The organism is Microbacterium sp. PM5, from assembly GCF_003293595.1.
In the GTDB taxonomy this organism is placed as follows: domain Bacteria; phylum Actinomycetota; class Actinomycetes; order Actinomycetales; family Microbacteriaceae; genus Microbacterium.
Genome location: NZ_CP022162.1, coordinates 589,873 through 616,162 on the forward strand (window position 1 = coordinate 589,873; position 26,290 = coordinate 616,162).

Annotated in this window: 33 protein-coding genes; 30 read left to right on the forward strand and 3 right to left on the reverse strand. The window is 65.6% G+C overall.

Translation table 11 applies throughout. From position 1 onward, the window contains the following. Window positions 1-137 precede the first annotated feature (137 nt). From CEP17_RS02895 to CEP17_RS03025, 27 genes are all read left to right on the forward strand, one after another. Window positions 138-347, forward strand: coding sequence for an HNH endonuclease (locus tag CEP17_RS02895; protein WP_112931198.1), 210 nt, complete (start codon window positions 138-140; stop codon window positions 345-347). Next, entirely contained in the window at window positions 344-547 is a 204-nt protein-coding gene (locus tag CEP17_RS02900; RefSeq protein WP_112931199.1) for a hypothetical protein, read from the forward strand. Before CEP17_RS02895 ends, CEP17_RS02900 begins: the two co-directional genes overlap by 4 nt. Before the next feature lie 503 nt (window positions 548-1,050). Further along, entirely contained in the window at window positions 1,051-1,356 is a 306-nt protein-coding gene (locus CEP17_RS02905; RefSeq protein WP_112931200.1) for a hypothetical protein, read from the forward strand. Beyond that, a complete protein-coding gene (locus CEP17_RS02910; protein WP_162722401.1) occupies window positions 1,298-2,854 on the forward strand; it encodes a hypothetical protein in 1,557 nt (518 codons plus the stop codon). The genes CEP17_RS02905 and CEP17_RS02910 overlap by 59 nt, the downstream gene beginning before the upstream one ends. A gap of 17 nt (window positions 2,855-2,871) precedes the next feature. After that, window positions 2,872-4,158 (forward strand): hypothetical protein, encoded by a 1,287-nt coding sequence (locus CEP17_RS02915; RefSeq protein ID WP_112931202.1) that lies wholly within the window; start codon window positions 2,872-2,874, stop codon window positions 4,156-4,158. Beyond that, window positions 4,155-5,423 (forward strand): head maturation protease, ClpP-related, encoded by a 1,269-nt coding sequence (locus CEP17_RS02920; RefSeq protein ID WP_112931203.1) that lies wholly within the window; start codon window positions 4,155-4,157, stop codon window positions 5,421-5,423. Before CEP17_RS02915 ends, CEP17_RS02920 begins: the two co-directional genes overlap by 4 nt. Before the next feature lie 14 nt (window positions 5,424-5,437). Next, entirely contained in the window at window positions 5,438-5,824 is a 387-nt protein-coding gene (locus CEP17_RS02925; protein WP_112931204.1) for a capsid cement protein, read from the forward strand. Window positions 5,825-5,841: 17 nt separating this feature from the next. Next, window positions 5,842-6,741, forward strand: coding sequence for a major capsid protein (locus tag CEP17_RS02930; protein ID WP_112931205.1), 900 nt, complete (start codon window positions 5,842-5,844; stop codon window positions 6,739-6,741). Continuing rightward, complete coding sequence (locus tag CEP17_RS02935; RefSeq protein ID WP_112931206.1) at window positions 6,741-6,923, forward strand: hypothetical protein; 183 nt, start codon at window positions 6,741-6,743, stop codon at window positions 6,921-6,923. The genes CEP17_RS02930 and CEP17_RS02935 overlap by 1 nt, the downstream gene beginning before the upstream one ends. 18 nt (window positions 6,924-6,941) lie before the next feature. Further along, window positions 6,942-7,304, forward strand: coding sequence for a hypothetical protein (locus tag CEP17_RS02940; protein ID WP_162722402.1), 363 nt, complete (start codon window positions 6,942-6,944; stop codon window positions 7,302-7,304). A gap of 8 nt (window positions 7,305-7,312) precedes the next feature. Further along, window positions 7,313-7,723 carry a hypothetical protein gene (locus CEP17_RS02945; protein ID WP_162722403.1) on the forward strand — a complete coding sequence of 137 codons (411 nt, stop codon included), beginning with the start codon at window positions 7,313-7,315 and terminating at the stop codon, window positions 7,721-7,723. Between the two features lie 16 nt (window positions 7,724-7,739). Further along, window positions 7,740-8,111: a TM2 domain-containing protein gene (locus CEP17_RS15175; RefSeq protein ID WP_204359855.1), complete on the forward strand. Its 372-nt coding sequence runs from the start codon at window positions 7,740-7,742 to the stop codon at window positions 8,109-8,111. A 38-nt stretch (window positions 8,112-8,149) separates the two neighbouring features. Then, window positions 8,150-8,434: an HK97 gp10 family phage protein gene (locus CEP17_RS02955; RefSeq protein WP_112931209.1), complete on the forward strand. Its 285-nt coding sequence runs from the start codon at window positions 8,150-8,152 to the stop codon at window positions 8,432-8,434. After that, on the forward strand, window positions 8,427-8,861 hold the full coding sequence (locus CEP17_RS02960) for a hypothetical protein (protein ID WP_112931210.1): 435 nt from the start codon (window positions 8,427-8,429) through the stop codon (window positions 8,859-8,861). Before CEP17_RS02955 ends, CEP17_RS02960 begins: the two co-directional genes overlap by 8 nt. A 75-nt stretch (window positions 8,862-8,936) precedes the next feature. Next, the gene (locus CEP17_RS02965; protein ID WP_112931211.1) at window positions 8,937-9,791 is read left to right on the forward strand and encodes a hypothetical protein; all 855 of its coding nucleotides are present in this window, start codon (window positions 8,937-8,939) and stop codon (window positions 9,789-9,791) included. Window positions 9,792-9,875: 84 nt separating this feature from the next. After that, complete coding sequence (locus tag CEP17_RS02970) at window positions 9,876-10,196, forward strand: hypothetical protein (RefSeq protein WP_112931212.1); 321 nt, start codon at window positions 9,876-9,878, stop codon at window positions 10,194-10,196. A gap of 68 nt (window positions 10,197-10,264) precedes the next feature. Beyond that, window positions 10,265-10,558 (forward strand): hypothetical protein, encoded by a 294-nt coding sequence (locus CEP17_RS02975; protein ID WP_112931213.1) that lies wholly within the window; start codon window positions 10,265-10,267, stop codon window positions 10,556-10,558. Between the two features lie 13 nt (window positions 10,559-10,571). Further along, window positions 10,572-12,932 (forward strand): hypothetical protein, encoded by a 2,361-nt coding sequence (locus CEP17_RS02980; protein WP_112931214.1) that lies wholly within the window; start codon window positions 10,572-10,574, stop codon window positions 12,930-12,932. Next, window positions 12,929-13,888 carry a hypothetical protein gene (locus tag CEP17_RS02985; protein ID WP_112931215.1) on the forward strand — a complete coding sequence of 320 codons (960 nt, stop codon included), beginning with the start codon at window positions 12,929-12,931 and terminating at the stop codon, window positions 13,886-13,888. The genes CEP17_RS02980 and CEP17_RS02985 overlap by 4 nt, the downstream gene beginning before the upstream one ends. A gap of 107 nt (window positions 13,889-13,995) precedes the next feature. Further along, window positions 13,996-14,976, forward strand: coding sequence for a hypothetical protein (locus tag CEP17_RS02990; protein ID WP_162722404.1), 981 nt, complete (start codon window positions 13,996-13,998; stop codon window positions 14,974-14,976). After that, entirely contained in the window at window positions 14,966-15,859 is an 894-nt protein-coding gene (locus CEP17_RS02995) for a hypothetical protein (RefSeq protein WP_112931217.1), read from the forward strand. Before CEP17_RS02990 ends, CEP17_RS02995 begins: the two co-directional genes overlap by 11 nt. A 4-nt stretch (window positions 15,860-15,863) precedes the next feature. Continuing rightward, on the forward strand, window positions 15,864-16,445 hold the full coding sequence (locus CEP17_RS03000) for a hypothetical protein (protein ID WP_112931218.1): 582 nt from the start codon (window positions 15,864-15,866) through the stop codon (window positions 16,443-16,445). Window positions 16,446-16,453: 8 nt separating this feature from the next. Then, window positions 16,454-17,242, forward strand: a complete 789-nt coding sequence (locus CEP17_RS03005; RefSeq protein WP_112931219.1) for a M23 family metallopeptidase — start codon at window positions 16,454-16,456, stop codon at window positions 17,240-17,242. Further along, window positions 17,242-17,730, forward strand: a complete 489-nt coding sequence (locus CEP17_RS03010; RefSeq protein WP_112931220.1) for a hypothetical protein — start codon at window positions 17,242-17,244, stop codon at window positions 17,728-17,730. Before CEP17_RS03005 ends, CEP17_RS03010 begins: the two co-directional genes overlap by 1 nt. A gap of 8 nt (window positions 17,731-17,738) precedes the next feature. Then, the gene (locus tag CEP17_RS03015) at window positions 17,739-18,101 is read left to right on the forward strand and encodes a hypothetical protein (protein WP_112931221.1); all 363 of its coding nucleotides are present in this window, start codon (window positions 17,739-17,741) and stop codon (window positions 18,099-18,101) included. After that, window positions 18,098-18,385 carry a hypothetical protein gene (locus tag CEP17_RS03020; protein ID WP_112931222.1) on the forward strand — a complete coding sequence of 96 codons (288 nt, stop codon included), beginning with the start codon at window positions 18,098-18,100 and terminating at the stop codon, window positions 18,383-18,385. The genes CEP17_RS03015 and CEP17_RS03020 overlap by 4 nt, the downstream gene beginning before the upstream one ends. After that, window positions 18,385-20,493: a right-handed parallel beta-helix repeat-containing protein gene (locus CEP17_RS03025; protein WP_112931223.1), complete on the forward strand. Its 2,109-nt coding sequence runs from the start codon at window positions 18,385-18,387 to the stop codon at window positions 20,491-20,493. The genes CEP17_RS03020 and CEP17_RS03025 overlap by 1 nt, the downstream gene beginning before the upstream one ends. Before the next feature lie 53 nt (window positions 20,494-20,546). On the opposite strand, the gene CEP17_RS03030 is transcribed toward CEP17_RS03025, so the two are convergent. The 3 genes from CEP17_RS03030 to CEP17_RS03040 form a co-directional block, all read right to left on the reverse strand. Further along, window positions 20,547-22,730, reverse strand: coding sequence for an acyltransferase family protein (locus CEP17_RS03030; protein WP_112931224.1), 2,184 nt, complete (start codon window positions 22,728-22,730; stop codon window positions 20,547-20,549). A 340-nt stretch (window positions 22,731-23,070) separates the two neighbouring features. After that, entirely contained in the window at window positions 23,071-23,346 is a 276-nt protein-coding gene (locus CEP17_RS03035) for a hypothetical protein (RefSeq protein ID WP_112931225.1), read from the reverse strand. Window positions 23,347-23,356: 10 nt separating this feature from the next. Beyond that, window positions 23,357-23,656, reverse strand: coding sequence for a hypothetical protein (locus tag CEP17_RS03040; protein ID WP_112931226.1), 300 nt, complete (start codon window positions 23,654-23,656; stop codon window positions 23,357-23,359). Between the two features lie 238 nt (window positions 23,657-23,894). Here CEP17_RS03040 and CEP17_RS03045 point away from each other — a divergent pair, with 238 nt between their 5' ends. The 3 genes from CEP17_RS03045 (at window position 23,895) to CEP17_RS03055 (ending at window position 26,062) form a co-directional block, all read left to right on the forward strand. Next, window positions 23,895-24,107, forward strand: a complete 213-nt coding sequence (locus CEP17_RS03045; protein WP_112931227.1) for a DUF3263 domain-containing protein — start codon at window positions 23,895-23,897, stop codon at window positions 24,105-24,107. 9 nt (window positions 24,108-24,116) lie between these two features. Continuing rightward, window positions 24,117-24,686 carry an SHOCT domain-containing protein gene (locus tag CEP17_RS15210; RefSeq protein ID WP_239498570.1) on the forward strand — a complete coding sequence of 190 codons (570 nt, stop codon included), beginning with the start codon at window positions 24,117-24,119 and terminating at the stop codon, window positions 24,684-24,686. A gap of 257 nt (window positions 24,687-24,943) precedes the next feature. Further along, window positions 24,944-26,062: an acyltransferase gene (locus CEP17_RS03055; RefSeq protein WP_112931228.1), complete on the forward strand. Its 1,119-nt coding sequence runs from the start codon at window positions 24,944-24,946 to the stop codon at window positions 26,060-26,062. Window positions 26,063-26,290: the final 228 nt, after the last annotated feature.

Here is a 26,290-nt window from a genome sequence, read left to right on the forward strand (position 1 = left end):
TGAACGACACCCCCGACGACGATCCGAACGTCATCCTCTCCATCGACTGACGGAGGCACCCCGTGAGCAACCGCAGCATCCGTGACGGGAAAGGGAAAGCCGCGTACAAGCGGAAACGGAAAGCTCTCCTCCGCCGCGTGATCGAGGAAGGCCTCGTCTGCCACATCTGCGGCGGACCCATCGACACCACCCTCGACCGCCGAGACCCGATGTCGTTCACCGCCGACCACGTCACACCCCTCGCCCTCGGCGGCCACCTGGTCTGCAACGAACTCCGCCCCGCCCACATGCGCTGCAACGCCCGCCGCGGGGACAACACCGACACCGAGATCTGGGAGGCATCATGACCGCCACCATCGGCACACTCACCACCCGCGTGCTCATCGCCCACGGCGACGCCAAGCCCATCGAGGTCGGCACCGTCACGACCGAAGTGCACGCACTCAGCGACGGAACCGGCATCACGCTCAGCACCCGCCGCTACCGCCGAGACCTCGCCACCGCGTTCCTCCGCATGGCATGGCACACGTGGAAGACACGCGCATGAGCCTCACGACCACAACCCGCCACCGACGCACAGACCCCGCATGCCGCGAACACCGCGAACCCCGCACATGGTGGCAAAGACGCCTACACGACCGCGCACGCGGCCAGTCCTGCGACGCCTGCCACCCCACACGCCGACTCCCCGCCAAGCTCATCATCCACGATGAGTACCAGCACAACCCTCTGCTCTGCCAGTGGCTGCACCCCAAGACCAACGTGCGGATCAACTGCGAAGACATGCCCACAGAACTCCGCCCACCCAAAAATCCATGAAGCCCCAGACCATGGCCACCTCCCGCGCGGCGTGTCCCCTTTTCTCCCTGTCGCGTTTCGTTTCGCGTCGCGTTTCCCGTTAGGGGGTGTCGGATGCCGCGTGCTGCCGCTGCTCATGGGACGTACCGGGCGTATCTGCGATGCCGGAAGAGTCCGGGTGGTGCGTGTGCGGTGTGTGTGGCGGCGAAGGTGCAGCGGAGCGCGAGGGTGTCGACGTCGGCTGATGCTCGTATGGCGAAGCAGGCGCCGGCGGAGGTGGTGGTTCCTGAGGAGCCGGTGGCGGATGCTCCGGTGACGGCTGAGGGGCACGTGTCGCGTGTCGAGGTGCTGAAGGAGATGCTGCAGGAGTCGCGGGAGTTGGTGAAGGCGCTGAAGCGGACGGATCCACAACGCGCGTACCTGCAGATGCGTGAGCAGCGGGAGATCCTGCGGGAACTCGCCGAGTTGCAGGGTAACGGTCAGGTGAAGGGGGTCACTCTTGCCGACCAACTCGCCGACGCTCGAGCTCGTAGGCTCGCAGCGTCCCAGGCTTCATAGGCTGCCGGATCGGGCGGGTTCTCTGGGTGATGAGGCTCTCGACCTCTGGTACCTGGCGGGGAAGCAGAGCGACCCGTGGCAGGCGTTGTCTCTCGACTCGATCTTCTCGGTCGATGCGTTCGGACGGTGGGTGTGCACGGAGCATGGTGAGCTCGTCGCTCGGCAGAACGGAAAGGGCGACATTCTGTCGCCGGTCGATCTCGCGCATCTGTACTTGTGGCCGAAGCCGGATGGTGAACCGAAGACGATCGTCCACACGGCTCACCAGTTCAAGACGGCGCGTGAGGCTTTCCTGAAGCTGCGACGCGTGATCACCGGATCCGCGGCGCTGATGGGGGAGATCACCCGGATCTCCACGGCGCACGGCGAGGAAGGTTTCGAACTCGCGAACGGGAACCGGCTTCTGTACCTCGCAAGGTCCGCGAACTCGGGCGTCGGGTTCACAGTTGACGTGCTGGTGTGTGACGAGGCGCAGCAGATGTCGCAGGCCGCTCTCGACGCACTGCTGCCGACGATGTCGGCGGTAGAGAACACGCAGATCATCTTCACTGGGACCGTCCCCGACGAGCTCAACGATGCCGAGGTGTGGGAGGGCGTGCGCGATCGCGGCCGGACTGGAAACGACCCGCGCACGGGGTGGATCGAGTTCAGCCCGGAAGGGTCCGATGACCCGGACAAGGCGGAGCGGATCGATATCCGTGATGAGCGGAATTGGATCGCTTCGAATCCCGGCCTTGGGTACCGACCGGGGCTGACGAGGGAGACCATCGAGGACGAGATCTCGCGTCTGTCCGCCGACTCCGTCAGGCGGCTTCGCCTATCGGTGTGGCCGAACCGACGCCCCGTAGAGGCGGCCAAACTGTCCGAACTCGACCTCGAGGTGTGGAAGCGACATGCTCGCGACGACGCCGGCGTGACCGGTGATGGCGTGGTGCTGTCGCTCGCGCTGGGTCGGGGCGGCGGGTACGCGACGATCGGCGCCGCGGTGCGGGTCGACTCGGAGAACATCGCGGTCGAGCACATTCACACCGAGCGCGGCACGTTGTGGGTCGCGCCGATGCTGAAGGAGTTGAAGGCGCAGCACGGGAACGCGCTCGTTGTCCTCGACTCGAAGAACGCGGCCGCGGTGATCGCTTCGCTGGATCAGGCGAAGGTGAAGTACCTCGCGATGAACCTCGACGAGATCGCCGCCGCGCACACCCTGTTCATCGAGCACGTGAACGCCGGCCTGGTGCCGCACCGTGATCAGCCTGAGGTGACGAAGTCGTTGGAGCTCGCGACGACCCGCAACATCGGCCGTGCCGGGTTGACGTGGGAGCAGTCGGACCCGACGAAGCCTGTGTCTATGGCGCAGGCGGTCACGTGGGCTCTGTGGGGCGTCTTGAAGTCCGAGGCCAGCCCGAAACGTCAACCGGCTCCATTGCCGCCCTCACCGTCCGTTGTGCGGCACTCCGACACGGGGCGGCGTGAGGCAGATTTGCGCACCGTGCGCTTCTAGACCGAGGAGGTCCGCCGTTGCCCGAGATCGGATATCAGGCGGACCCCGGCCTTGTTGGGTGGGCGTCGCTGCTGTCGTGGATGACGGAGCGGAACCCTGATCTGCAGTGGCCGCAGTCGGTTGAGGTGTTCGACCGGATGCGTCGTGAGGATCCGCAGGTGAAGTCGGTGCTCCGTGCCGTGACCCTCCCGATCCTCCGCACCGACTGGGTGATCGACGGGTCTGGGTGTCGTGAAGAGGTCACGAACCACATCGCCGATGATCTCGGGTTGCCGGTGAAGGGTCAGCCGTTCGTCGCCCCGTTGCGGACGAAGGGCCGGTTCTCGTTCAAGGAGTTCCTGCGGCTCGCGTCGCTTGAGCTGGTGTACGGGCACTCGTTCTTCGAGCAGGTGTATGAGATCGACGCGAATGGGCTCGCGCACATCGGGAAGCTCGCGTGGCGGCCGCCACGGACGATCTCTGAGATCGATGTGGCATCCGATGGTGGGCTCGTCGCGATCAAGCAGCAGGCGTTGAAGGACGGCAAGGCTGTCGTGATCCCGGTGGATCGTCTCGTCGCGTTCGTGAACGAGCGTGAGGGCGCGAACTGGTTCGGGGAGTCGCTGCTTCGCGCGGCGTACAAGATGTTCATCCTCAAGGATCGGGTGCTGCGCATCCAGGCGCTGACCGCGGAACGCAACGGTCTGGGTCTGCCGGTGTACAAGGCGCCGCCGCTGCCGGAGAACGCGGTCGACTGGACATTCGATCAGGCGACCAAGTGGCTCGACGATCAGATCGAGGCGGGCAAGAAGCTCGCCACCGAAGCGCGCGCTGGTGATGCAGCCGGCGTCGGACTACCGAACGGTGCCGACTTCTCCTTCATGGGCGTCACCGGGAAACTCCCCGACACGGATGCGCTGATCCGGTACTACGACGAGCAGATCGCCGCAGGCGCGCTCCTGCACTTCCTCAGCCTCGGCGGCGATAACGCGACCGGTTCGTACGCGCTGGGGGAGACGTTCGCGACGTTCTTCACCGACTCGCTCAACGCCGTCGCACAGCACCTCGCCGAGGTGATCCAGCAGCACGTCATCGAAGACCTCGTCGACGCGAACTGGGGACCGTCCGAGCCGGCGCCGCGGATCATCCCCGCGGTGATCGGTGAGACGCAGCCGATCACCGCTGACGCGCTGAAGGCGCTCGTCGACGCGAAGGTCATCTTCCCCGATGCGGCGCTCGAGGCGTGGACGCGCGCGAAGTACGGCATGCCGGTGAAGGATCCGGCGACATCCACCGCTCAACCGACACAGGGAGCTGCAGCATGACCACCGTTCGACCGATGCACCCCTCGGTGCAGGCCCGGCAGGAGCCGGAGAAGGACCGTGCTGCGCGCCGGTACTGGGGCGACATGGAACCTCCGACCTCGAAGGCGGAGTTCTTCTCCGCCGTGACCACGCCCATGGCAGCAGCGGGTGATGCGACCGTCGCGACGATCCGCATGTACGGTCCGATCGACTCGTGCGGCGGATGGTGGGGGATCTCCACCGAGGACGTCGCGCACGTGATCGATTCGCTGCCGGCGACGGTGGAGCAGATCGTCCTCCGCATCAACTCACCCGGCGGCGAGGTGTGGGAGGCGATGGCGATCCTCAACATGCTCGCCGCCCACCGCGCCCGCGTCATCGCTGTCGTCGACGGTCTCGCCGCGTCGGCCGCATCGTTCATCGCCGCGGGCTGTGAGGAGACGGTCATGTCTCCCGGCAGTCAGATGATGATCCACTCGCCGTCTGCGATCGAGTGGGGCAACGCCGACGACATGCGGAAGATGGCCGACTTCCTCGACACCCTGCAGGCGTCGATGATCGAGGTCTACACCGACAAGGCTGGCGAGAAGGACTGGGCGTCGCTGCTCGCCGAAGAGACGTGGATGACCGCCGCGGACACCGTCGCGATGGGTCTCGCTGATCGTGTCGAGGTGGTTCCCGATGCGGGACCTGCGATGACGGTCGGTGACGACACCGAACCGGATCTGCTGCTCGTCGAACCGTCCGACGCTGCCGCCGCCGAACTGGCGCGCACTCACGCTGCCGCTGCGCGTGCGACGGCACCCAAGCCCCCGAGCTCGTCCGAGCCGGGTATCCCCATCCGAAAGGAGAACGTCGTGACGAACGACGCACCCCAGGCTGGTGTTCAGGAGCGGCTCGGCACGACCGAGACCGACACCCCGGAGGTCGCCGCGGCGGCTCCCGAGGTGACTCCGACCGCCACCGCACCCACCGCTGGCCTCCCGGAGGGCATCGTCGCGATCGACGCGAACGTGCTCGCCGAGCTGCGCAGCAACGCTGCCCGCGGCGCCGAGGCTCGCGCGGAGCAGGACCGGTCGCGCCGCGACGGCATCATCGCGACCGCGCTGCAGGAGGGCCGCATCAGCGCGTCCTCGCGTGAGCACTTCCGGGCGCTGCTCGAGAAGGACGAGGAGGGCACCACCGCGGTGCTCGCCACGCTCGCGAAGAACACCGTCCCCGTCGAGGAGCTCGGCCACCAGGCCGTCGCGTCCGACGACGCCTACCCCGCGCACTGGGCGCGCTGAGAGGAGCCACCATCATGGCAAACGAGTGCATCCCGGCGTACGAGCCGGGAACCCACCTGACCGCGATCGTCGGCTCCGGCGGCGTCACGGGCAAGACCTTCGTCGACATCTCCGCGGCCCTGTCGGTGACGGCGGGTACGCCGGCGACGGTGGTCACGGCGACCGCGGCGGGACTGTCCGTCGGTGTCGCGGCGCGTGACGCTGCTGTGGGTGCGAAGGTCCTCGTCGTCCGGGCCAAGGGTGCTGTGGTGCCCGTGACCGCCGGTGGGAACATCGCGGTCGGCGCGGAGGTCGAGATCGGTTCGAACGGGCGTGCCGTCACGCTCAACTCTGGCAAGGCCCGTGGCCGTGCCTGGTCGGCCGGAACGTCCGGTAACGACGTCTTCATCGAGCTCTACTGAGAGAGGAGAGCACAACCATGGCACAGAACGCTGCGGCGTACCCGCTCGCGGGCCCCACGGTCTCGGGCTCCACCATCACGGTGGAGACGATGCTGAACCAGCCGACTCGCATCACGCGGTACCTGTCGGACATCACGCTCCGCAACTACATCAGCCCCCTGTTCTTCTCGAGCCCGGGTGGCGTTTCGGGTGGTGCGGTCATCTACGACCAGCTCACCCTGAACGACCTGTTCCCGACTCGGGACGTGCAGGAGGTCGCACCGGGTGGCGAGTTCCCGCTCGTCACGTCGGACAACGCGAACCCCAACGTCGCGGCGGTCGAGAAGCACGGTGGCAAGTTCTTCGTCACCGACGAGGCTCGTGACCGCAACGACGGTGGTGTGATCCAGCGTGAGGGCCGCAAGCTCATCAACGCGATGATCCGTCGTCAGGATGCGCGTGCGATCGCGATCGTCGACGCGGCGATCGCGGGCATCGGTTCGCAGACTGTCGTCGGCCTGAACTGGAACAACACCGTCACCGGTGGTTCCAGTCAGTCGAACGCGTCGGCATGGCCGGCTGCGGACTTCGCGAAGGTGCAGCTGCTCGCCGATCAGCAGGAGCTGGGCGTCGAGATCAACACGTGGGTGCTGAACCCGGCGCAGTACGCGCAGCTGCGGCTCGTGTACGGCTCCGACTTCGAGGCTGTCGCCGCGTCGTATGGTCTCGCCTTCCAGGCGTCGAACCGTGTCGCGGCCGGCACGGCGTACGCCCTCGAGGCGGGTCAGCCCGGTGAGCAGCGGTTCGAGAAGCCGCTGTCGACCGAGACGTGGCGTGAGCCGGAGCACCAGCGCACGTGGGTGCAGACCGACGCGCGCTTCGTCCAGTACGTCACGAACCCGTACTCGGTGTTCAAGGTGACGGGTCTGGCCGGCTGATGGCCAAGCGGACGATCCGGGCGGGCATCGTGACCTACCGGGCGGCCGATGGCCGTGAGGGCGTGTTCGGGTTCCTCGGCGACGAGGTCGACGTCCACAAGGACGACCTCGAGCGGTTCGACCGTCTCAACCCGGCGGAGCCGGAGAAGAACGACGTGGAAGACGCTTCGGCGTCGGCCTGACGAGAGGGGGCGGTGGGGTTGGCTATCACACCGGATGTCATCGGCGCGGACGAGGATCTCGCCCGTGAGGTGCTGGCGGAGGCTCGTTCCATCGCCCCCTGCATCTTTACTCTCGACGAAACGTCGGAGGAGCGGAAGACGGCTGTGTCGATCCTGAAACGGATCTACGCGGACGTCGAGGATCGCGGTTCACGGATGGTGAAGTCTGAACGCATCGGCTCCGCCGGTGTCGATTACGCCGATGTGGTGTCCGCGTTCGATGGGTCGCGTACGCGTGCTCTGCGGTCGCTGTGCGCGTCTACGGTAGCGTCTGGACTTCCGGTGGGGTCGTTCCCGTTGGAGCGGCCCATCAGTCGCCTGTGGCCGGACCGGGGCTGCTGATGCACCGGATGCGTTTCCCCCACGGGCGTACCGTGTGGCGACTGCGGGGCGGTCCGGTGTGGGACGAGTACAGCGAGACGTACAAGCCGGAGGACTGGGAGCACCCCATCCTGCGCGCGCTCCCGAAGTCGTTCATCGCGCAGACATCGACCGCCCTGTTGGCGACGGCGACGCGTGATCAAGCATCCGAAGCGAAGTCGCTGTTCTGCGACGGTGCCCTGGATGTGCAGAAGAGTGACCGGATCTTCGACGGCACCTTCACCCCACCCCTGCCCGAGACGGCGACGGTGATCCCTGCGGGGACGGTGTTCGTCGGGGCGACGTACCAGATCGATGGCATCCCGCCGGCCGCGGACACCAACCCGTTCACGGCGTTCACGCCGCCGCGGGAGATCCCGCTGACGCGTTACGTCGGCTGACGCTACGATCACGGTCATGACGATCGATCGACCGAGCGCGACGCCTCCGGGCTGGTACCCGAACAGGAACGGTGTCATGCAGTGGTGGGACGGCACAGCGTGGGGGCCACTCGCCCCAGCCGCCGCACCGATCATCATCCACACGCGCCCGATGAAGGATGCGGGCATCGGGTACCTGCTGCTCATTCTTCTCGGCGGCTTCGCCGCACATCGCTTCTACCTCGGCCGACCCGGAAGCGCAGTGGCCATGCTTCTACTCTGGTGGGGCGGTTGGGCGCTAACCGTCATCGGGGTCGGCATCTTCATGCTCCTCGCCGTCGTCGTTTGGTGGATCGTCGATCTCTTCCTCATCCCCACGATGGTCAACGAGCACAACGCGCACCCGTAGCGTCGGCGGCGGGCGCCCGACTAGGTCGGAGGTCCGCGATGCCCATTGATTTCAACGAGAGCTTCTTCGACCAGCTCGGACGCTCCCAGGGTGTGATCGACCTCGTCGATGCGTCCACAGCAGAGATCGCTGCCACCGCGCGGGAGACGGCACCCGAGGACAGCGGGGAGTACAAGAACGGCATCAGCACCGCGGGGAAGTTCCAAAAGCGGTACGTCGGCCTGGTCGTCGCCTCTGACCCAAAGTCGATGATCATCGAATCGAAGACGGGGAACCTTGCGCGCGCGCTCCGCAAGAACGCGAAGGGGCGCCGCCGTGCCTGACCCGATCCTCATCCACGATGACCTCGAGCTCTACCTCATTCGCCGTTTCCGCGAGCTGCTGTCCAGCCGACTCGAGCCGGTGTGCTCGGACGTGAAGGTGGACAGGGTCGAACCGTCCGGTGAGTCATCATCCTGGCCAGCGCGCGCCCTCATCGTCCGCGACGACGGGACGACGGATCTCGAGCTTCACACAGGCGAGGCTTCAGTCGGGTTCACCGTTCTTGCCGGGACGAAGAAGAGCCCGAAGGAAGCGAAGGATCTCGCCGCGATCGTCCGCGCGCTGATCGACGAACTGCCGTCGGCTGACCCTTCGAATCCGGTCGCGGCCGTGACCAGCCGGTTCGGGCCTGTGATGGTCGCGGAGAACCAAGACCGTGCACGCGTGTACATCACTGCGACCCTCCGCGTCGTCGCGCGCGCTCACTGAGCCACCCACAGGGCCTTCGCCCGACCACCCAACACTGCGCCCCGACCGGGGCGTTCTTCATTGAAAGGACAACCCATGACTGTCGACAGCTCTGGGAACGACATCGAAGCGGTCGGCGTCCCGGTCTCTGGCCGCATCGCGTTCGCTCCGTTCGGCACTCCGCTCCTGACGCCCTCGCAGGGCAACCAGGGCGACATCACGTCCCTGATGGGACTGTTCACCCCGATCGGTCTGCTGAAGACCGATGGGGGCCCTCAGTTCGCGTGGGCCGCTTCGGGCGACCCGATCGAGTTCTGGCAGGAGGGCTACTCGATCCCGAGTGGACTCGCGGACGTCACCCTGGGCATCACCGCCGCTGAGGCGCTCCGAGCGGCGGTGCGGGCGATCATCTCCGGCATGACTCCCGACGCCAACAACATGACCGTCATCGATGGAGGCGGCCACGCGACCCGCTGGGTCGTGTACTCCGAGGAGATCTTCAAGAACGGTGCCGTGCGCCGCCGCCAGGCACCCAACGTGCAGCTCGCATCCTCGACCGAGGATCGCAGCGAGCGCGGCGGGGTCATGGGCAACGCCCTCTCGTTCAAGATCAACCGCGACATCGGCATCGGGGGGCACTTCCGCGAGTGGGTCATCATGTCTCCCGCCTCCGGCGCGAAGACCGGATGGAACGTCACTCTCAACGGTTCGCCGACCGGGGGATCGTTCGCGCTCTCCGTCAACGGCGCGTGGACCGCTCCCATCGCGTACAACGCCAACGCCGCGGCGGTCGCTGCTGCGATCAACGCCCTCGCGGGCGTCACGGGTATCAGCGGAGTGACGGCTTCGGGTACCTCGCCGATCGCGCTGACGTTCCCGTCCGCGGTGCAGTTCGCCGCGAACGGCTCGGGCCTGACGGGCGGAACCTCGCCGTCGGTGACGGTCGCGTAACGACTGGCGGGTGGCGGCGATCGTGGGTGACGCCGCCACCCGCCTCTTTCACTTCACCCACACCACCCACGGAAGGACACCCACATGGCTGAGAAGCCGATGCCCGAGAAGGGCAAGTACGACGTCATCGATGACGTGTTCCGGTACACGTCCAAGAAGGGCGTGAAGTTCGTCATCGATCTCGACATGCCCGCTGAGGTCATGGAGGTCGCAACCGGCGGCGAGGAGAAGACCGAGGAGGAGCAGTTCGCGGCTGTCGCGGAGTGGCTCGGCGCCGATGTTCAGGAAGCGTACAAGGGTCTCGGCGGGCTGGAACGAGCACGCTTCATGCGCACCTTCTTCACCGAGTTCGCGAAGGCGGCGCAACTTCCGCTGGGGGAATCCCTGAGCTCCTCCGTTTCGTAGAGGAGCACCGCTCAGCACTCACATGGGACTTCAAGCGCTACCTCGGCGTCAGGTTGTCCCGTCTCGGCGTGGACTTCACCTACGGTGAGGCGCGCACATGGATCGAGGAGCTCGGACGAGAAACAGGGTCTCACCTGGTCGCCGAGATGTCCGGATTCGTGCGTGCGGCGACGCACGCAGAAATCGCGACCGTCCTGCAAGCGGAAGCCACGCTCAACCGCTACCGCAACACGAAGGCAGTTCCGGAGCCGATCGAACTCCCGCTGCCCTGGCGTCGTCACGACAACAACGAGGATCTGACTCCGCAGATGCGGGCGGACCTCGAGCTGCGACTGAATGCGGTGTCCGCGTTCCCTGACTGAGCGGAGGATCCGGATGGCCGGTGATGGTCCTCAGGTTGGTCAGGGAACGGTCGCGATCGTCCCCACGTTCGTCGGGTTCCGGTCGGCGACGAACAAGGAGATGGACGCCGCGGCCCAGACCGGCAGCGCCGGCTTCAAGCGCGCGTTCGCTCGGACCGGGCAGGATTCTGGGAAGCAGGTCGGCGCGGGCTTCAAGGCCGCGTTCGACCAGCAGTCGACCGGGTTCTCCGATAAGGCAGTGCGTGACCTTCAGGCCAGCGTCACGAAGGCCACCCGGACGCTCTCGGCGGCACGTCTGAAGGAGCAGGACCTCGCGGGCAACGTGCGTGTCGCCGAGGCGCAGCTCGCGGAGGCCCGAGCGAAGTACGCGGCTGATTCCTCTCAGGTCGTGCGAGCTCAGGAACGGCTCGAAGCTGCCGCGCGCAAGCTCGGCGTAGCGCAGGACACGACACAGGCCTCGACCGAGGACCTGCGCGCCGCGCAGAAGCGCCTCGCGGATGCGGCCGATAGTGCAGGCGATCAGCTTGCACAGGCGGGGCGTCGAGGCGGCGAAGGATTCAAGTCCGGCTTCCTCGGAGGACTCTCGGGCCTGAAGGCTGGTGTCGTCGGCGTGATCGCCGCGATCGGGCTCGGGCAGATCATCGAATCCGCTGTTAGCGGTGCACGCGATCTCGTGGTCGGTTCGATCGAGATCGCGTCTGACCTGAACGAATCCATCAACGCCGTTCAGGTCGCCTACGGCGACGCATCGTCGGCGGTGCTGAAGCTCGGCGACAACAGCGCGAAGACGTTCGGCCTCAGCAAGAGGGAGCTGAACTCCTACGCGACACAGTTCTCGGCGTTCGTTCAGACCATCGCGGGGCCTGGAGGCAACGCGGCGTACACGCTCAACGAGCTCATCGGTCGCGCGTCTGATTTCGCTTCCGTGTTCAACCTGCAGGTTTCGGATGCGCTCAGCGTCTTCCAGTCGGGGCTCGCGGGTGAGGCAGAGCCGCTCCGCAAGTTCGGTATCGACCTGTCGGATGCCGCAGTCACCGCCTACGCGATGTCGTCAGGTCTCGTGCAGACGTCCGTGGATACTCGCAAGGTCGAGCTCGCTCAGAACGCGCTGAACCGGGCGACGCAGGACTACACGGACACCGTGGCGAACTACGGTGAGTCGTCGACGGAGGCGCAGAAGGCGGCGGACGCGCAGACGCGCGCCCAGCTCGCTCTCGAGGCTGCGATGGCCGGCTCGAACGTGCAGCTCACCGAGGCGCAGAAGCAGCAGGCCCGCTACGGGCTGCTGCTGAAGCAGACGCAAAAGGTGTCGGACGACTTCGCGAACACCTCAGATCAACTCGCGAACAAGAACCGCATCAACGCGGCGACGTGGGATGACATTCAGGCGAAGATCGGGACAGCGTTCCTGCCAGTGGCCCAATCGCTGGCGACGATCGTCGGTGATGATCTGCTGCCGGTGATCGCTGATCTCGCGGAGAAGCAGGGGCCGGCCCTGGCGACCGCGTTCAAGGATGCGCTGCCAGCGTTCCTGCAGATGGCGAAGGATATCCTTCCGCAGCTTCCGGGACTGTTCACGTCGGTGGCGGACTCGCTGCCCGCGATCATTCAGCTCGCGCAGATCCTTGTACCGCTGATCCTGGGACTGGTGCAGAACACCACCGGCGCCACGGCGGCCGTGGGTGCGTTCTTCGACCTCATCACGGGGAACAAGAGCATCGACGAGATCTCGGCGCAGATGGCGGGCCTCACGGGTCCGATCGGTGATGTGATGCGGGGTGCCGAACTGCTCGGAGCTCAGTGGGGTGCGTCGATCGGCAGCATGGTGGCGCAGGGGCAGGTTCTGTCTGCTCAGATCGGTGCTCGCATCGGCGAAGTCGTCGGGTTCGTGCAATCGCTGCCGGACCGTGCGGCTGCGGCGCTGTCGGGTGCCGGGGACCGGCTCGTGTCGTCGGGGCGTGCGATGATCCAAGGCTTCATCGATGGCATCAACGACATGCTCGGCCCGGCCGGCGATGCGGTCAACGGGGTGCTCTCCTGGGTGGCTGGGTTCTTCCCCCATTCACCGGCGAAGCGCGGTGTGTTCGCTGGCTCGGGGTGGGGGAAGGTCGAGAAGTCGGGCACCGCTCTCCTGTCGCAGTTCACATCTGGCTTCTCGTCCTCGACGATCGATGCGACGCGAGTATCGGGAGCTCTGGGGTCGGTTCTGCCGATCGCTGCACAGGGCGTGTCGGTGACAGCACCTTCGACCGTAGTGATCGTGGATGCCGATGGTCAGTTGATCGGGCGTATGCGTACTGAGGCTGCGGGTGCGGTGACTGATGCGCAGTACCGGGGTGCTGTGAAGGCGTCCGGGGGGAGGGTGACCGCGTGATCGTGACACTCACTCCCCGGACGGATTTCTTCCCGGTCCCGCGTGTGGAGATCACCCTTGAGCCGCTCGTGATCTACGACGGTGGGTCTGCGGGGTCGACCGGGCCGGGTTCCCTGTCCGGCGGCTCCGCGGGCTCCACAGGGCCACTCGTGAGCGGTGGGGACGCTTCCACCACCCCGATCGACCTTCCGGACGGTACGGACGCGGTGACGCTGTGGTGGCGCTCACAAGGCCGCACAGACCGGGTGCGAGGCGCGATCAGCCGGTTCTTCACCGGCGCGGGCGGGTTCCTCGACCTCGAGACCGGGTTCGATGTCCCGACCACGTACGAACTGGAGTGCTTCGCGGACGGTGTCAGCGTGGGCCGGGTGTCGCTCGGAACGGTGACTCTCCCATGGGTGGGCGACCCGAACGGTGTGGTCCTGCAGCAGCCTCTCGACCCGTCTCTGAACGCGACGGTGTTCAACATGGCTGGATCGTGGCCGTCGATGACGTTCACCGCCGATGGTGATGCTGTCCGCACGGAAGGGCAGATTCAACCGACGCTGATCGGTGCTGGTCCGCGGCAGAGCGCATCCGATGTTGCACTCGACTTCGGTGTCTCATCCGATGCGGACGCGGCCCGTGTCCTCGCGACGCTGGGCACTCAGACGCAACCGCAGGTGCCGGTGTGGCTGATCCGCGCGCATCAAGGGTTCCTCCCACGGCGTGCGTTCATGCTCGTTTCGTCTCTGACGCAGGTCGACGTGAACCATCGTGCAGGCGGCGAATGGTCCCGGTTCCAGGCAACGGGGCTCGAGGTTGCCCCGCCCGCGCCGGCGTTGGTGAAGCCGTCGCTGCGGTATTCGGATCTGGCTGCTGTGTTCGGGACGTACACGGCGATCGGTGCGGCGTTGCCGCGGTATTCGGAGTGGTCGACGGCGTGGGAGTACGCGGGAGCTGCTGGGGGGTCCTGATGCGTTCAGTGTCGTCGACGGTCCGGCAGCTTGTTCAGGATGGTGTCCCGCAGGTCACGTGGGTCGCGGATCTGATGTACAACCAGGATCGGCGTATCCCGGGCCTCATGATCGAGCGGCCTGACCTGTCGTGGGATGCGGGGCAGTTCGTCGCCGGGGCCGGCAAGGTGCAGATCGTGTGGGCCGACGATCACGGCCGGTCGATGATCCCGCAACGCCTCGGCGACGTGTTCAGCCCGTTCGGCGCGGAACTGCAGATCGATGTGATCCTCGGTGCCGGCGTGTTCTCGGAGCGTGTCCCGGTGGGCCGGTTCGTGATCGAAGCGGTCACCGACGCGCAGGGCCGGACGCTCCCGTTCGACGGACGCATGGTGACGGTCGGGGAGACGTTCGGCCTGAACCTGAAGGATCCGCTGCTGCGGGTCACGCGGGATGGGTTCCCGTTCCCGACGGCCGCCGGCTCATCGTCGGTGTGGCAGGAGATCCAGTCGGTGTCGGGGATGCCGGTGATCCGTAACCTTCCCGATCAGACCCTCCCGGCCGGGACGGTGCACGAGGGTGACTCATCCGATGTGCTCTCCAAGCTGTTCGATCTGCTCGAGGCGTGGCCGCAGGTCGACGCGTCCGGGCTGCTGACGGCGCGTCCGAAAGCGTGGCCAGCACCGGTGGATCAGATCGGTGCGGTCGTGTCCGCCCCGGTGAGCATGGACTCGTCGAAGACGTACAACCGGGTCGTCGTCGAGGGGAAAGCCGCCGACAACACGCCCCTGTACGGGTACGCGGAGGTCACGGACGGGTTCCTACGAGTCGCGAACACGGACGGCACACCGTCACCGTACGGGCGGTCCCTGTACCGGCAGTCGGGTGGTTTCCTCGACACGCAGTCCGCGGTGAACGCCGCCGCCCGCACCCTCCTGGACCGCGTGTCCCGCCTGCGGGGCGTGACCAGGGAGATCGAGGAACGATTCAACCCTCTCGTCGAGCTCGGCGACGTCCGCACGTTCGAGGACGGCGCGGTCCGGGTAGCCGCGATCCGACATGCGGGCGGGGTGACGACGACGACGGTGGAGGTGCCCGATGCCGGATGACATCGATGCGATCCTTGAGCAGCTCGCGAAGCTGACGAGCTTCAACCGCAGGATCGGGGTGTTCGTCGGCGGGGACCGGGATTTCGCCACCGTCGACATGGGCGGCCAACGGTTCCCTGTCCGGTGGGCTGGTGTCACCCCGTCGATCGGTGACGCCGTCTGGGTCGACTCGATCAAGAACGGTGTGGACACGAACCTGATCCTCACTGCGGTCGCTGGTCCACGGCCAGGGTTCGGTACTGTCGCGACGGTCACGGGCGATCTCGTCAACGTGACCACCGACTACGGCGACTTCATGGCAATGCCGTTCGTGGACGGTGCTGCGTTGTCCTCGGGGGACACGGTCGGGCTCTCATGGCCGGGACCGTGGTGCACGAAGCTGTCAACCTCGCCGGATGAGCCTGATGTGCCGCCGAACCCGGGCGGTGGCGGTGGCGGTGTGCAGTCGGCGATCTTCCGCGCGATCGACGCGGGCACCACGCACGACTACCGGGCTGACTGGTGGCAGGCGGAAGTGTGGGCCGCGGACAACAACGTCGGCGCGTGGTTCTTCGGTACGCCGATCCGCGACACGATCCCCGCGGCCGCGACCTACGACAGCCTGCAGATCTACATCAACCGCACCCAGCGGTACGGCGACGCACCGTACTGGGCATTGCACGGCCTGTCGGGGAAGTCCGGCATCCCCTCGTTCACCGGCCTCGGCGGGTGGCATCCCGACGGTGACGGGTGGCAGACGCCGCCGTTCGCTGCGGCGATGTTCGCTGCGCTGAAGGCCGGCGGATCGGCCCTCGGCTTCGGCCTGGTGCATGGCGGGTTCAACAAGTTCGCTTCGCTGACCGCTGACGGGATGTCCGGCGCGGTCAAGATCACCTGGAGGTAGCCCGATGGGGTACACGCTCGACGACACCGGCAAGCCGACCCTGAACGATGATGCGACGAACCCGGGACCCGCGGGGGACTTTCAGGCGATCGTCGACTACGCGCAGAAGATCGGTGGTCTGCTGAAGCTGACGGCCGCTGAGCGGACGAGTCTGGCGCCGGGGGACGTGGAGACCGGCTGGCTGATCTCGGAGACGGACACGGGCCGCCTGTACCTGGTGACGGACTCCGCACCGCAGGGTGTCGCTGTGGGGTCACTGCCGACGGCGGTGGGCACATCCGTCGCCCCGACCGCGGGTGCGGGGTTCACGCTCGGCTCGAACACCCTGTTCAAGCGGGCGGGGTTCCTGCTCGGCGCGATCGACTTCTCGAAGTCCACGGGGACGCTCAGCCACTCCGACGTGCTGATGACGCTGCCCGTGGGCTCACGGCCGGAGTTCGAGTGCGTCGTGCAGGCGACGATGGGCCCCTCACCGTCGCAGATCGTCCCCCTGTCGGTGACGCCGGCGGGTGTCGTCTCGGCGCTGGTGCCCCCGTCGGGCCGCACGGGCGGGACCGTGAAGTTCAACATGCCGATCCCGATGTGAGGTGACTGATGAGCGCACCGCAGAACGTCCTCGACTTCTACGCCGAACGGTACTGGTCGCTGCCGTTCGGAGCCCAGGGAGACGCGTACACGATCGTGCCCGGCCGGCACATCGGCATGGACATCCTCGCCGGGAACGGGGAGGACATCCCCACCCTGTGGCCGGGGCGGGTGGCCGCGCTCGTCCTCACGGGCACGATGGCGTGGGTTGTCGTGGTGCTCGGCACGGACGGCAACTACTACTTCTACTGCCACATCGCCAACGACCACCTCCCCACGGTGGGGTCCGAGCTCGCGCAGGGTGAGCGCGTGGGGCGGGCAGCGAACGGCCCCAAGACGCTCCCCGCGATCTCGCCCGACTTCCCCGGGAGCGCGTGGACGGGTCGTCACCTGCACCTGGTGGTCACGACGAACCCGACTGCGGCGTACTCGTTCGTGCCCGGCTATCGGACGCTCGACGCGTTCACCGACCCGGCCATCATCATCCGCTCCGTCCTGGCGGGGACGTCGGCGGACACATCCCGCCCCTTCACGCCGCAGATACAGCCCGAACCGGAGCCGACAGGAGTCCTCCCCATGCCGAACATCAGCATCATCTACAACCTCGACGCGCCCGGGCAGAAGCAGCAGGTCGCGATCGGCCCTCGAGGCCGCGTTGCCCTGAACGGGCAGACCGCTGACCTCCTGAACCGGTGGATGCGGTGGCAGATCGCCGGTGGTGACGTGTCGAAGGCTGGTGGCATGTCGGTCGCGGAGATGGATCTGCTGATCAGCGGCGTCCTGTCGAAGATCTCGTGATGGACCGGCATCCCGTGGAAACCGCTCGCCGGCGACGCATCGAAGCGGCCATCCGCATCATCGACCTCACCGTGTACGCAGCGGTGCTGGCGGGAGGCGTGTACGCCCTCGTGAGCACGCCGGCGACGATCGTTGACGAGCTGCAGGGGTTCGAGTGGCTCATCGGCCTGTGGGCGTCTCTGCTGCTCGCCGGGGGCGGCGTCGGGTTCGTGGGGCGTCTGAGCCGGTACTGGTTCGTTGAGGTGCCGGCGACGGTGGCAGCGTTCTTCGGCATCTTCATCTACTTCGTCGTGCTCGGACGGTACGCGTTCTCCTCGGTCACTGCCGCCGTCGCCGCAGCTCTCGTGCTCGTCGCGATGTGCACGATGGCACGCCGGTGGGCGGAGTTGCAGATCTTCGCAACCGACCCTGATGCTCACGACTTCCGACACCGGGTGGCCGATGCGCTCCGGAGGCGAACGACGAACTTCGTCAACCGTCACCGATAGGAGCGCGCATGGCTGACATGAACTGGATCGCGACGCTCGTCGGGGTGCTGTTCGCCGGCGGGATCGGCGCGACGATCCGGGAGATCGTCGGCGTGATCACCCTCGCCCGCAAGGGCGTATCCGGCAAGGAACAGAAGCGCCGTGACGACATCGTTGCGCAGCGTGACTACGCGCTCGCGCAGATGCGTGAAGCGCAGAAGGAAGCCGACCTCCACGAGGCACGCGCGGACGCCGAAGCACGCGCCCGACGCCAGTGGCAGGAGCAGGTCGCGAAGATGCGTCGCCTCGCGATCGAAGCGGGCACCGATCCGGGCCCGTGGCCCGACATCGACGACACCACAGATCCCATCCGCAAGAAGGAGCAGCCATGACCACCCCGACCGAGATCACCCCGAACGTCGTCGTCTCGAACCCGAACACGCGCCGACGCATCGGTGTCGCCCTGTACCTCATCAGCCTCCTCGCCGGTGTCGGAGCGCTGCTCTTCGCGTTCTTCCCCGAGCTCGCGTTCGGCACCGACATCCCGACGCGTGCGGTCGGGTTCGTCAACGGTGTCGTGTCGCTGCTGTCGGGCGGGTTCGGCTTGATCGTGACGACGCCGAACGTCCCGCGCGACACCAGCGGTCTGCTGCGTCGTGATCTGAAGGGGGACTGATGACCGTCGCGCAGATCACCGCCCGGAAGGACACGTCCGCGAACTGGGCTGCTGCGAACCCGATCCTCGCTGCGGGTGAGTTCGGGTTCGACACGACCGTGAAGCGGCTGAAGGTCGGCGACGGTGTGTCCTCGTGGGCTGCGTTGGGCTGGTCGACGATGGCCGCCGATGAGGTCGCATCTGTCCTCGCCGCGTCGGCTTCGATCAACGCGGGCATCGACACGACCGATGGTGCGTTCGCGACCGTCCTCGCAGACCCGGAATCTGCGTCCTCGGGTGTACTAGGCGCCACATTCGTTCCGCAGGACGCGAAGGTCTATCAGGCGCAGAAGCACGGCGTCCTGCCTGGCTCGTCTCTCTTCCGAGGGGCGCTAAACGGACTCATCGCGATGGTCAGTGCGGCCGGCGGCGGCGAGATCGATCTCGGTAGCGGCGACTTCCAGATGGACATGTCGTCGCTGATCGCGAAATCCGGCGTGCATCTGCACGGTCGGGGTGCCCTGACCACCATCCACCTCACGCGCAACATCACAGGTACGCCCGGGCTGGTGCAGATCGGCGCAGGCGTGGACGGCTTCACACTGAGCAAGGTCAAGCTCGTGGGTCACCGTGACCTCTACCAGGCCGACCAGAACTGCGGTGTCTGGGGTGTCCCGGGCGGCGGCTACAGCAACATCTTGATCGAGGATGTCTGGGTCGACGGATTCGACTACATGGGCATCGGTCTCATCGGCGACGTGAACCGCTTGAACGTCACCAAGAACGTCACCGTGAGGAACTGTCGCACCACCAACACGGGTGGGCACGGCATTCTCATCCAGGGTGGGGTCGACGTCGCGAGTGTCCGCGGGTGCCTCGTGGAGAAGCACGGCCAACGCCGAGCCGACTGTCCCGGGATCACCAACGGGCGGCACTCCTACGGCGTATCGATGGTCGGAAACACGATCGACAGCACGGGCGCTGTAGGCACCTCGGCGCATGCGATGAGCCTGGATACCGTCTTCGGTCGTGCCATCGTGTCGAACAACATCGTGCACGACTCACCCGGTTACGGCATCGAGATCGGTTCCACCGAGGACGCAATCGTCATCGGAAACGTGGTCACCGATTGCCGGCACGGCATCGTGGTGAACGGTGACGGTGGACAGTCCCACTACCACTGCCACTCGATCACGATCACGGGAAACACGGTCTCACGCTGCACCGTCAACGGGATCTACGTGTACATGGGCAACCCCATCAGTGAACAGGCGACACCACCCTGGCAGTACCGTCGCGCAGGGTTCGGCTACGGCACGACGACGATCGGCACGCGTGCGACAGCCGGCGGCCGCATCTACAAGCTCACCGCCACCGTGTCACCGTTCACCACCGCATCCGGTGTTCCCACGGGATGGGGTGAAACCAGCACTGGCGACACCATCACCGATGGGAACGTGACGTGGACGGACGTCGGACATCTGCACTCTGACATCGTCATCGCCAGCAACATGGTGACGATGTGCGGGGGCGTTGGAATCCACGCGACCTACGCTGTCGCTCTCCGCATCGAAGGAAACTCGGTCACGTCCTGCGCTCAGTCGGGTCTCTACGTCGAGGGCACCTGCAACCTGTACTGGATCGGCCCCAACACCCTGCACGGCAACAACACGAACCTCGAGTCGAATCACGCGAACCTTCGCATCATCGCTCCCGCGGCGTCCAGCCGGGCAGTCAGGCTCGCAGCGACTCTCTGGGCGTTGTTTGCGAGTCTGTCGAACGACGACATCTTCATCAGTGAGCCAGCGTCTGGTGTGCGCATCGATGGGCGTCTGCTGCCGAACTCACCGAACCCGAGCGTCGCGTTCGGAGATAGGTTCGTCACCGCGAACACCACTGCGACGTCGGTGGCGACGATGGTCGACGCGAACGCGAACGCGAGCGAGATGCGCGAAGTGAAGGTGGTTGTTCGGGACGCGAACACGACGTTCGTGCACTCCGCATCTGGCACGAACACGCTGCGCATGGCTGGTGGTTCGAGTTACGCAGCTCCTCTGGGAACGGTGCTCGTGTTCGCTTTCATCTCGTCGCAGTGGTACGAAGTGGCCCGGTACGCCGGAGCCGCATGATCAGAGCCCCCGGGTCGGCGTTCGCGTCGGTCCGGGGGCTCTTTCGCGTTCGATCAGGTGTTCGGGCTTGCGATGCCGATGATCTCTCCGATGGCAGGACCGAGGTGCTCTGAGTACTCCTGGGTGAGGTGGGCTGTGTCAGCCCGCATGATGATGCCGGCGGCCTCAACGGGGCATTGCTCTCCGGAGCAGAAGAGGTCATCGGTGTTCACGTACTTCACCTTTTCTCCGAAGCTCTGGCCGAGGCTCGCGAGAGCCTGGGAGACCGCGGCGTGACGTTGCTCAATCCCGCCCATGCAGTCGGATGGGCGACCAGCGCTGGTGTAGCAATTCTCAATCGCTTGAGTAGGTGGTGGCGCTCCGAGGGCGACGACGCTCCCAACGCTGTCACTGACCTTCTGAAGCGAAGTGATGTACCCGTCTCGGATACTGGTCGCGTCTCCTCCTGAGGCGAGTCGTTCGATCGTGGTTGATGCCTGCGCGGTGATGAGCAAGTCGGGTGCGAGGTCACGGATGGTGTTGATGGCGAACTCGCGATACGTGTCGCACTCGGGGTAGGGCGCGCCGCCCGCACCGGTCACTTCCACGTCGCTGACGGGGCACTCGCGCGCTGTCAGGAGATGGATCGACCAGCCTCCGGAGGCGACAGCCGTCTGCAGCGCCGGGGTCCACGAGATCCCGACTGAGTCTCCCCAGAGCACGATCTTCTTTGGTGCGTTTGGATCTCCGTAAACGCACTGTGCGGCTTTCGTGGCGGGATCGTCGGATGTGTTTCTCTCAAAGGTCAGGCATCCGTCTGATACCCACGGTGCGACCTTTGATCCGGGGCCGATTTGTTCGATCGATGGAGTCAGCTTTGGCCAGGATGTCAACGCGGTCGCTTCGGCCACCTCACGCTCGACGGACTGTCTTGCATTCAGTTGTGTGGCAGACGGTGAAGGACCGAAACTGTCGGTCGCGGCGATGTATGGGGCGGGGCGGGCAGGGGCGAGAGTTGGTGCGAGTGCGAGTGCGACGAGAGTGAACGTCGCTATGCCGAGACCAATGAGCGCTCCGCTGCGCGCTTGGGGAGCAAACTCGTGACGCCAATCGCGCCAAGCGCGTCTGCCGCCGTTGTCGCTCCATAGCGGCGATTTCCAGATCGGCTTCTCGATGGCGTGGTACGCAGCCGCCGCAAGGCCGAAGCCCGCGATCGCGATGCCGAAGTTGACGACTATTCCAGCATCTGGGAACAGCGCTTTCCCGAAGACGATTACCGGGAAGTGCCAGAGGTAGAGGCTGTAGGAGATGTCTCCGACGTAGACCGCGATCGGGTTGGTGATCGGCCAGATGAAGCGCGCTTCGGTGCCGATTCCTGATGCGATGACCAGGGCAGTCGACAACGTCGGCAGGAGTGCCCATGGCGCTGGCCACACGGTGGTCGGAGTGATCACGAAGCAAGACGCGACCATCCCGGCGATGCCTACGTAAGCGAAGACGGTTCTGACTGCGCCATGGATCCGCATGAATAGCGGGGCGATGATCGCCAGGAGCGCACCGAGGCCAAGCTCCCATCCTCGTGTCAGCGTCGAGAAGTAGGCCGCGGTCGGAGAAGAGACGGATTGGAGAATGGCCCAATAGAACGATGCTGCTGACACTGCTGTGATTGTTGTGCCCGCCACGATGCGCGTTACGCGGTCTGTTTGGCGGGCGCCGCGAGCGAAAATCACTAGGAGTCCGAGCAGGAGCCAGGGCCATACGAAGTAGAACTGTTCCTCGACGGAGAGAGACCAGTAGTGCTGCAGGGGAGAGACAGCGCCACCTTGCTGGAAGTAGTCCGTCCCGACCGCAGCGAACCGCCAGTTGGACACGAAGAAGAACGCCGCGACCGAGTCCCAAAGCACCGATGCTGCGCGCTGCGCGGTGAAGACGAGGAAAGCGACAATGACGGTGACGGCGAGCACCAGAGTGGCCGCCGGCATGATGCGCTTCACGCGCCTCGCGTAGAAGCCCCCTGCCGATATGTGCCCGCTCCGCGTGTACTCCCTGAGCAGTGTTCCCGTGATCACGAAGCCAGAGATCACAAAGAACATGTCAACGCCAACGAAGCCGCCAGACGGCCATCCGAGCATATGGTCGAGAAATACGACCAGCACCGCGATCGCGCGGAGACCCTGAATGTCGCGCCGGAATGTCGGGGACTTGGAAGATGTCTTGCGGTGTCCGACCCGCGGGTATGTGGCTAGCCCAGACGTCATAGAGGTTCCTCGTCTCAGACCTTGGGGGGAGTGGGGTCCTCGCAAAGCGTAGCGAACCGCCGGTTACGGGCATGTCACGAGTGTCACCGCTGCTCCATCCATAGAACAGCCCCCGGCTGGCCCTCACGGGTCGGCCGGGGGCTGTTCTGCTTTTCATCAGTACAGACGTTCCGCACGGTCGAGTTCGATCAACGCGTCCATGCTCTGACGAGCCGTATATGCGTCGTCGGGTGCATCGCAGATTATCTGCCAGCGTCGACGAGCTGCATTAAGACGAATCGTATTCATGGGCTTCTTCCCTCCTTCCCCCACCAGGGTGGGTGAGGAAGCTACCAGGTGTTCAGTACGCTCGCACGCTGAGCAGTCGCCACCCATCGGGCACGAGAGCTTCGACCTGGCCCATGGTGTCGGCTTCGATCTCCCGGACACCGTCGCGGCGCTCCATCGTCCCGGTGGCCTTGATGAGCGTGGAGCCCTTCACCATAGAGACGGGTGCGGCGGTGAGCTCCCACCCAGCGGGGACCTGCGCGGTGAGTTTGGCGTGGACGTCGGCGAGGGAGTCGCCTTCGACGGTGATGGTGCGGGTCTCCACGGGTCGGATGAGGCCGGTCAGCATGCTCACCAGCCTACGGTCGCACCATCGGCGCACCGTGCGAGCCGGCGTCGCGTCGCGCGCGACCGTCGCCGACCCAGTCGAGCGCGCCAGGGATCTCGAGGAGTGCCTTGCAGAGCGTGCGGGTGTGGTCGTCACCGTAGAAACCGACCCACGATCCGGCGACGCGGGCGAGGATGTCGGTACGGGCGCCGGCGACACGGTGCAGCTCGTCGACGACAGCCGTAGCATCCGTGGCGTATCGGTGCCGGCCGCAGATTGCGGAGAGCAGCACGTCGAGAGCGGTGTCGGGGTCGAGGCCTGAGCGGGACATGCGGGGAGCGTAGATCCGGCCGCGGACATCAACCGCCGCGGATGCCGGGTAGCTGGTCCGCGCCGGCCGGCCTGTCAGCCCACGGCGACGGGTCCACGTGGCCGCACCCGCGACACACGTACTCGGACCATCCACGGTGCATCACTGTTCCGCACTCGGGGCAGCGCGGCTCGGCGAGGTAGTCCTCCATGGGCGGGAGCGTACTCGTCGTGTCGGAGGGCAGGCGCAGACTATCCCCATGCCCACACCGACAACCGCGCAGCTGCTCGACTTCGCAGCCGCTCATCCCGACATCCGGGGTGAGGTTGAGGGGATGATCCGCCGAGAGCTCGGCATCACGGCAGCGCGATACTGCCAGCTGTTGATGCGCGCGGCGACGTCGATCGAGGGGCAGGCGTACGACCCGATCACCGCTCACCGGGAGATCCGGCGGATTGACGTGCTCCGCTAGTATCCGAGCATGAGTGATGAGGTCGCTGCTGATCTGAGCGCAGGGGATGGGAAGTCCGTTCCGCTGCTGTCCTTCGTGTCCCACATCGATGGGAAGAACGCGCGTGTGAGCGTGTGGCCGGATCGGGTGGAGTGGGATCGGAAGGGTCTCCTGTCGACGGGGGCGAAGGCGGGGATGGCTGTGATGACTGCGGGCATGTCGTATCTGGCGACGGGTGTGACGCGGAAGCAGTCGACTGAGGTGATCCCGGTGAAGTCGATCATGTCGGTCACGACGAAGCGTGGGTTGGGGTTGCAGACGAAGGTCCATGTGATCACGTCGGGCAACACGATCGAGATGCGCATCGCTCACAAGGAGGCGGAGCAGGTCCGTGAGGTGCTGATGCAGCTCGCTTCGGGTACTCACCCGTCGCAGACGTATTCGGTCGCTGTGGAGTCTCCTGCGGCCGCTCCGACCCCTACCCCGGCGGTGCCTGACTTGGCTGCGCAGTTGCAGCAGCTTGCTTCTCTGCGTGATGCGGGGATTCTGACGGAGGATGAGTTCGCGGCGAAGAAGGCCGACATCCTGTCCCGTTTCTGATCCGCTGTTTACTCTCCGTTTTGACTGGTTTCCTGAGGTTTGCACTGCTCTGGCGAGTGTCTACTTCTCGGGGTAATGGAACGTAGAGTAAACCCCGCCCCGTATCGCTTCAGTGTGGGTTCGAGTCCCACCGGGGGTACGCGGACACTCGGCCGAGGAGCGCGACGTGTTTCCAGCGCGGTGCTGTGAGAGATGTCTCCACTTCAGATCTACCCGCCGCACCGACTGATCTTGCAATGCCGTCTGCGTGAAAGGACATGACGATGCGCCGAAGGTTTGAGCTCGACTCATTGCGAGGGATGGCCGCGCTATCCGTCCTTCTATATCACGCACTCGCTCTCAACTCCGATCAACTCACCGCGGCGATCCAGTTGCGCCCGGTGGACGGCGTGTTGCCACAACTTTTGGCGTACTCTCCATTGCATCTGTTCTGGCTCGGCGGCGAGTCCGTGTGGCTCTTCTTCGTCCTTTCAGGGTTCGTGCTGACTCGGTTGGCGCAGACCACTCTCTTCTCCTGGCAGTCTTACTATCCGAGCCGGGTCTTGCGTCTGTATTTACCGGTTGCCGCCGCGATCGTGCTCGCATGGTTGACGTACACGTATCCGCACGTTCTCACACCGACCATGGATCAGCTTCTGCCGACCAGCTATCCTCCTCCGCTCGTGCTTCAAGACCTTCTCCTCGTCGGTGGCACATCCACGTCACTCGGAGTCCTTTGGTCGTTGCAATGGGAGGTCATCTTCTCGTTGGCTTTGCCTCTATATCTGCTCGTGGGTCGTCGCTGGCCCGTGCTTAGTCTCGTGTCGGGACTGATCCTGTGTGTTCTGGGTTGGAAGCTGAACGTGGCTTCAGCTTCGTATTTGCCTATGTTCCTTATCGGCGTGGTGCTGGCGACACACTGGAATCGTGTTGTCAAACATGTCGAACCGGCGTTCGCGAAAAGGTTTGGGGGAGCCATCTTCGGCGCTGCCGCCTTGGTGGTCGGTTGCGCAGGAATGCTGGCGTACTACCTCCTTGGTCCGAGCCTCGGCGAGTGGAGTCGAGCGGTCACCGTTCCCATCACGCTCGCTGCTATCACTCTCCTCATCGTCGTCGTGCAGATGTGGTCCCCACTTTCGCGTGTTCTGTCGATGCCCCCGTTCCGTTTTCTCGGCAGAGCGTCGTATAGCCTGTACCTCGTTCACATGCCTATCGTCGTTCTGTTTCTCTTCGTGCTTAAACCGGGTGTACTCTCCGCGGCTGCCGGGGTTCTCGTCTCATTGCTCGTGGCCGTGGTGTTCTACTATGTCGTGGAGCGCCCGGCGCACCGCTTCGCGCAAAGGACGCGCAAGCAGCTGACTGAAGCGACGTTGCCTCAAGAGTCAGCAGCACGATGACGTCACCGATGCGGTCCGAGGATCATCGGCGATGACACCGCGTGTCACGAGATGGATTTCTTGAGGCGCGAAGAATCCCGATCCCGATGATTATTGCCCTGCTGGATCTGTCCCGAGCCGCTGTGGTCGGAGCCAGCGGCACGCTGGCCGAACGCTCGGCTGCCGTTTCGGTGGTGTCGGGACCTGTTGCCGCCGTCGACCTCGACGCGCTCCGGTCGCCCGCAACGA

Coding starts and splice junctions, on each gene's coding strand:
- CEP17_RS15210 (WP_239498570.1), top strand. CDS start 24,117: ATGAGTGATGAGGTCGCTGCTGATCTGAGCGCAGGGGATGGGAAGTCC.
- CEP17_RS03010 (WP_112931220.1), top strand. CDS start 17,242: ATGGACCGGCATCCCGTGGAAACCGCTCGCCGGCGACGCATCGAAGCG.
- CEP17_RS02965 (WP_112931211.1), top strand. CDS start 8,937: ATGACTGTCGACAGCTCTGGGAACGACATCGAAGCGGTCGGCGTCCCG.
- CEP17_RS15175 (WP_204359855.1), top strand. CDS start 7,740: ATGACGATCGATCGACCGAGCGCGACGCCTCCGGGCTGGTACCCGAAC.
- CEP17_RS03040 (WP_112931226.1), bottom strand. CDS start 23,656: ATGTCCCGCTCAGGCCTCGACCCCGACACCGCTCTCGACGTGCTGCTC.
- CEP17_RS02995 (WP_112931217.1), top strand. CDS start 14,966: ATGCCGGATGACATCGATGCGATCCTTGAGCAGCTCGCGAAGCTGACG.
- CEP17_RS02930 (WP_112931205.1), top strand. CDS start 5,842: ATGGCACAGAACGCTGCGGCGTACCCGCTCGCGGGCCCCACGGTCTCG.
- CEP17_RS02970 (WP_112931212.1), top strand. CDS start 9,876: ATGGCTGAGAAGCCGATGCCCGAGAAGGGCAAGTACGACGTCATCGAT.
- CEP17_RS02925 (WP_112931204.1), top strand. CDS start 5,438: ATGGCAAACGAGTGCATCCCGGCGTACGAGCCGGGAACCCACCTGACC.
- CEP17_RS02935 (WP_112931206.1), top strand. CDS start 6,741: ATGGCCAAGCGGACGATCCGGGCGGGCATCGTGACCTACCGGGCGGCC.
- CEP17_RS02980 (WP_112931214.1), top strand. CDS start 10,572: ATGGCCGGTGATGGTCCTCAGGTTGGTCAGGGAACGGTCGCGATCGTC.
- CEP17_RS02920 (WP_112931203.1), top strand. CDS start 4,155: ATGACCACCGTTCGACCGATGCACCCCTCGGTGCAGGCCCGGCAGGAG.
- CEP17_RS02945 (WP_162722403.1), top strand. CDS start 7,313: ATGCGTTTCCCCCACGGGCGTACCGTGTGGCGACTGCGGGGCGGTCCG.
- CEP17_RS02900 (WP_112931199.1), top strand. CDS start 344: ATGACCGCCACCATCGGCACACTCACCACCCGCGTGCTCATCGCCCAC.
- CEP17_RS03025 (WP_112931223.1), top strand. CDS start 18,385: ATGACCGTCGCGCAGATCACCGCCCGGAAGGACACGTCCGCGAACTGG.
- CEP17_RS03000 (WP_112931218.1), top strand. CDS start 15,864: ATGGGGTACACGCTCGACGACACCGGCAAGCCGACCCTGAACGATGAT.
- CEP17_RS03015 (WP_112931221.1), top strand. CDS start 17,739: ATGGCTGACATGAACTGGATCGCGACGCTCGTCGGGGTGCTGTTCGCC.
- CEP17_RS03035 (WP_112931225.1), bottom strand. CDS start 23,346: ATGCTGACCGGCCTCATCCGACCCGTGGAGACCCGCACCATCACCGTC.
- CEP17_RS03020 (WP_112931222.1), top strand. CDS start 18,098: ATGACCACCCCGACCGAGATCACCCCGAACGTCGTCGTCTCGAACCCG.
- CEP17_RS02990 (WP_162722404.1), top strand. CDS start 13,996: ATGATCGAGCGGCCTGACCTGTCGTGGGATGCGGGGCAGTTCGTCGCC.
- CEP17_RS02905 (WP_112931200.1), top strand. CDS start 1,051: ATGGCGAAGCAGGCGCCGGCGGAGGTGGTGGTTCCTGAGGAGCCGGTG.
- CEP17_RS03030 (WP_112931224.1), bottom strand. CDS start 22,730: ATGACGTCTGGGCTAGCCACATACCCGCGGGTCGGACACCGCAAGACA.
- CEP17_RS03055 (WP_112931228.1), top strand. CDS start 24,944: ATGACGATGCGCCGAAGGTTTGAGCTCGACTCATTGCGAGGGATGGCC.
- CEP17_RS02955 (WP_112931209.1), top strand. CDS start 8,150: ATGCCCATTGATTTCAACGAGAGCTTCTTCGACCAGCTCGGACGCTCC.
- CEP17_RS03045 (WP_112931227.1), top strand. CDS start 23,895: ATGCCCACACCGACAACCGCGCAGCTGCTCGACTTCGCAGCCGCTCAT.
- CEP17_RS03005 (WP_112931219.1), top strand. CDS start 16,454: ATGAGCGCACCGCAGAACGTCCTCGACTTCTACGCCGAACGGTACTGG.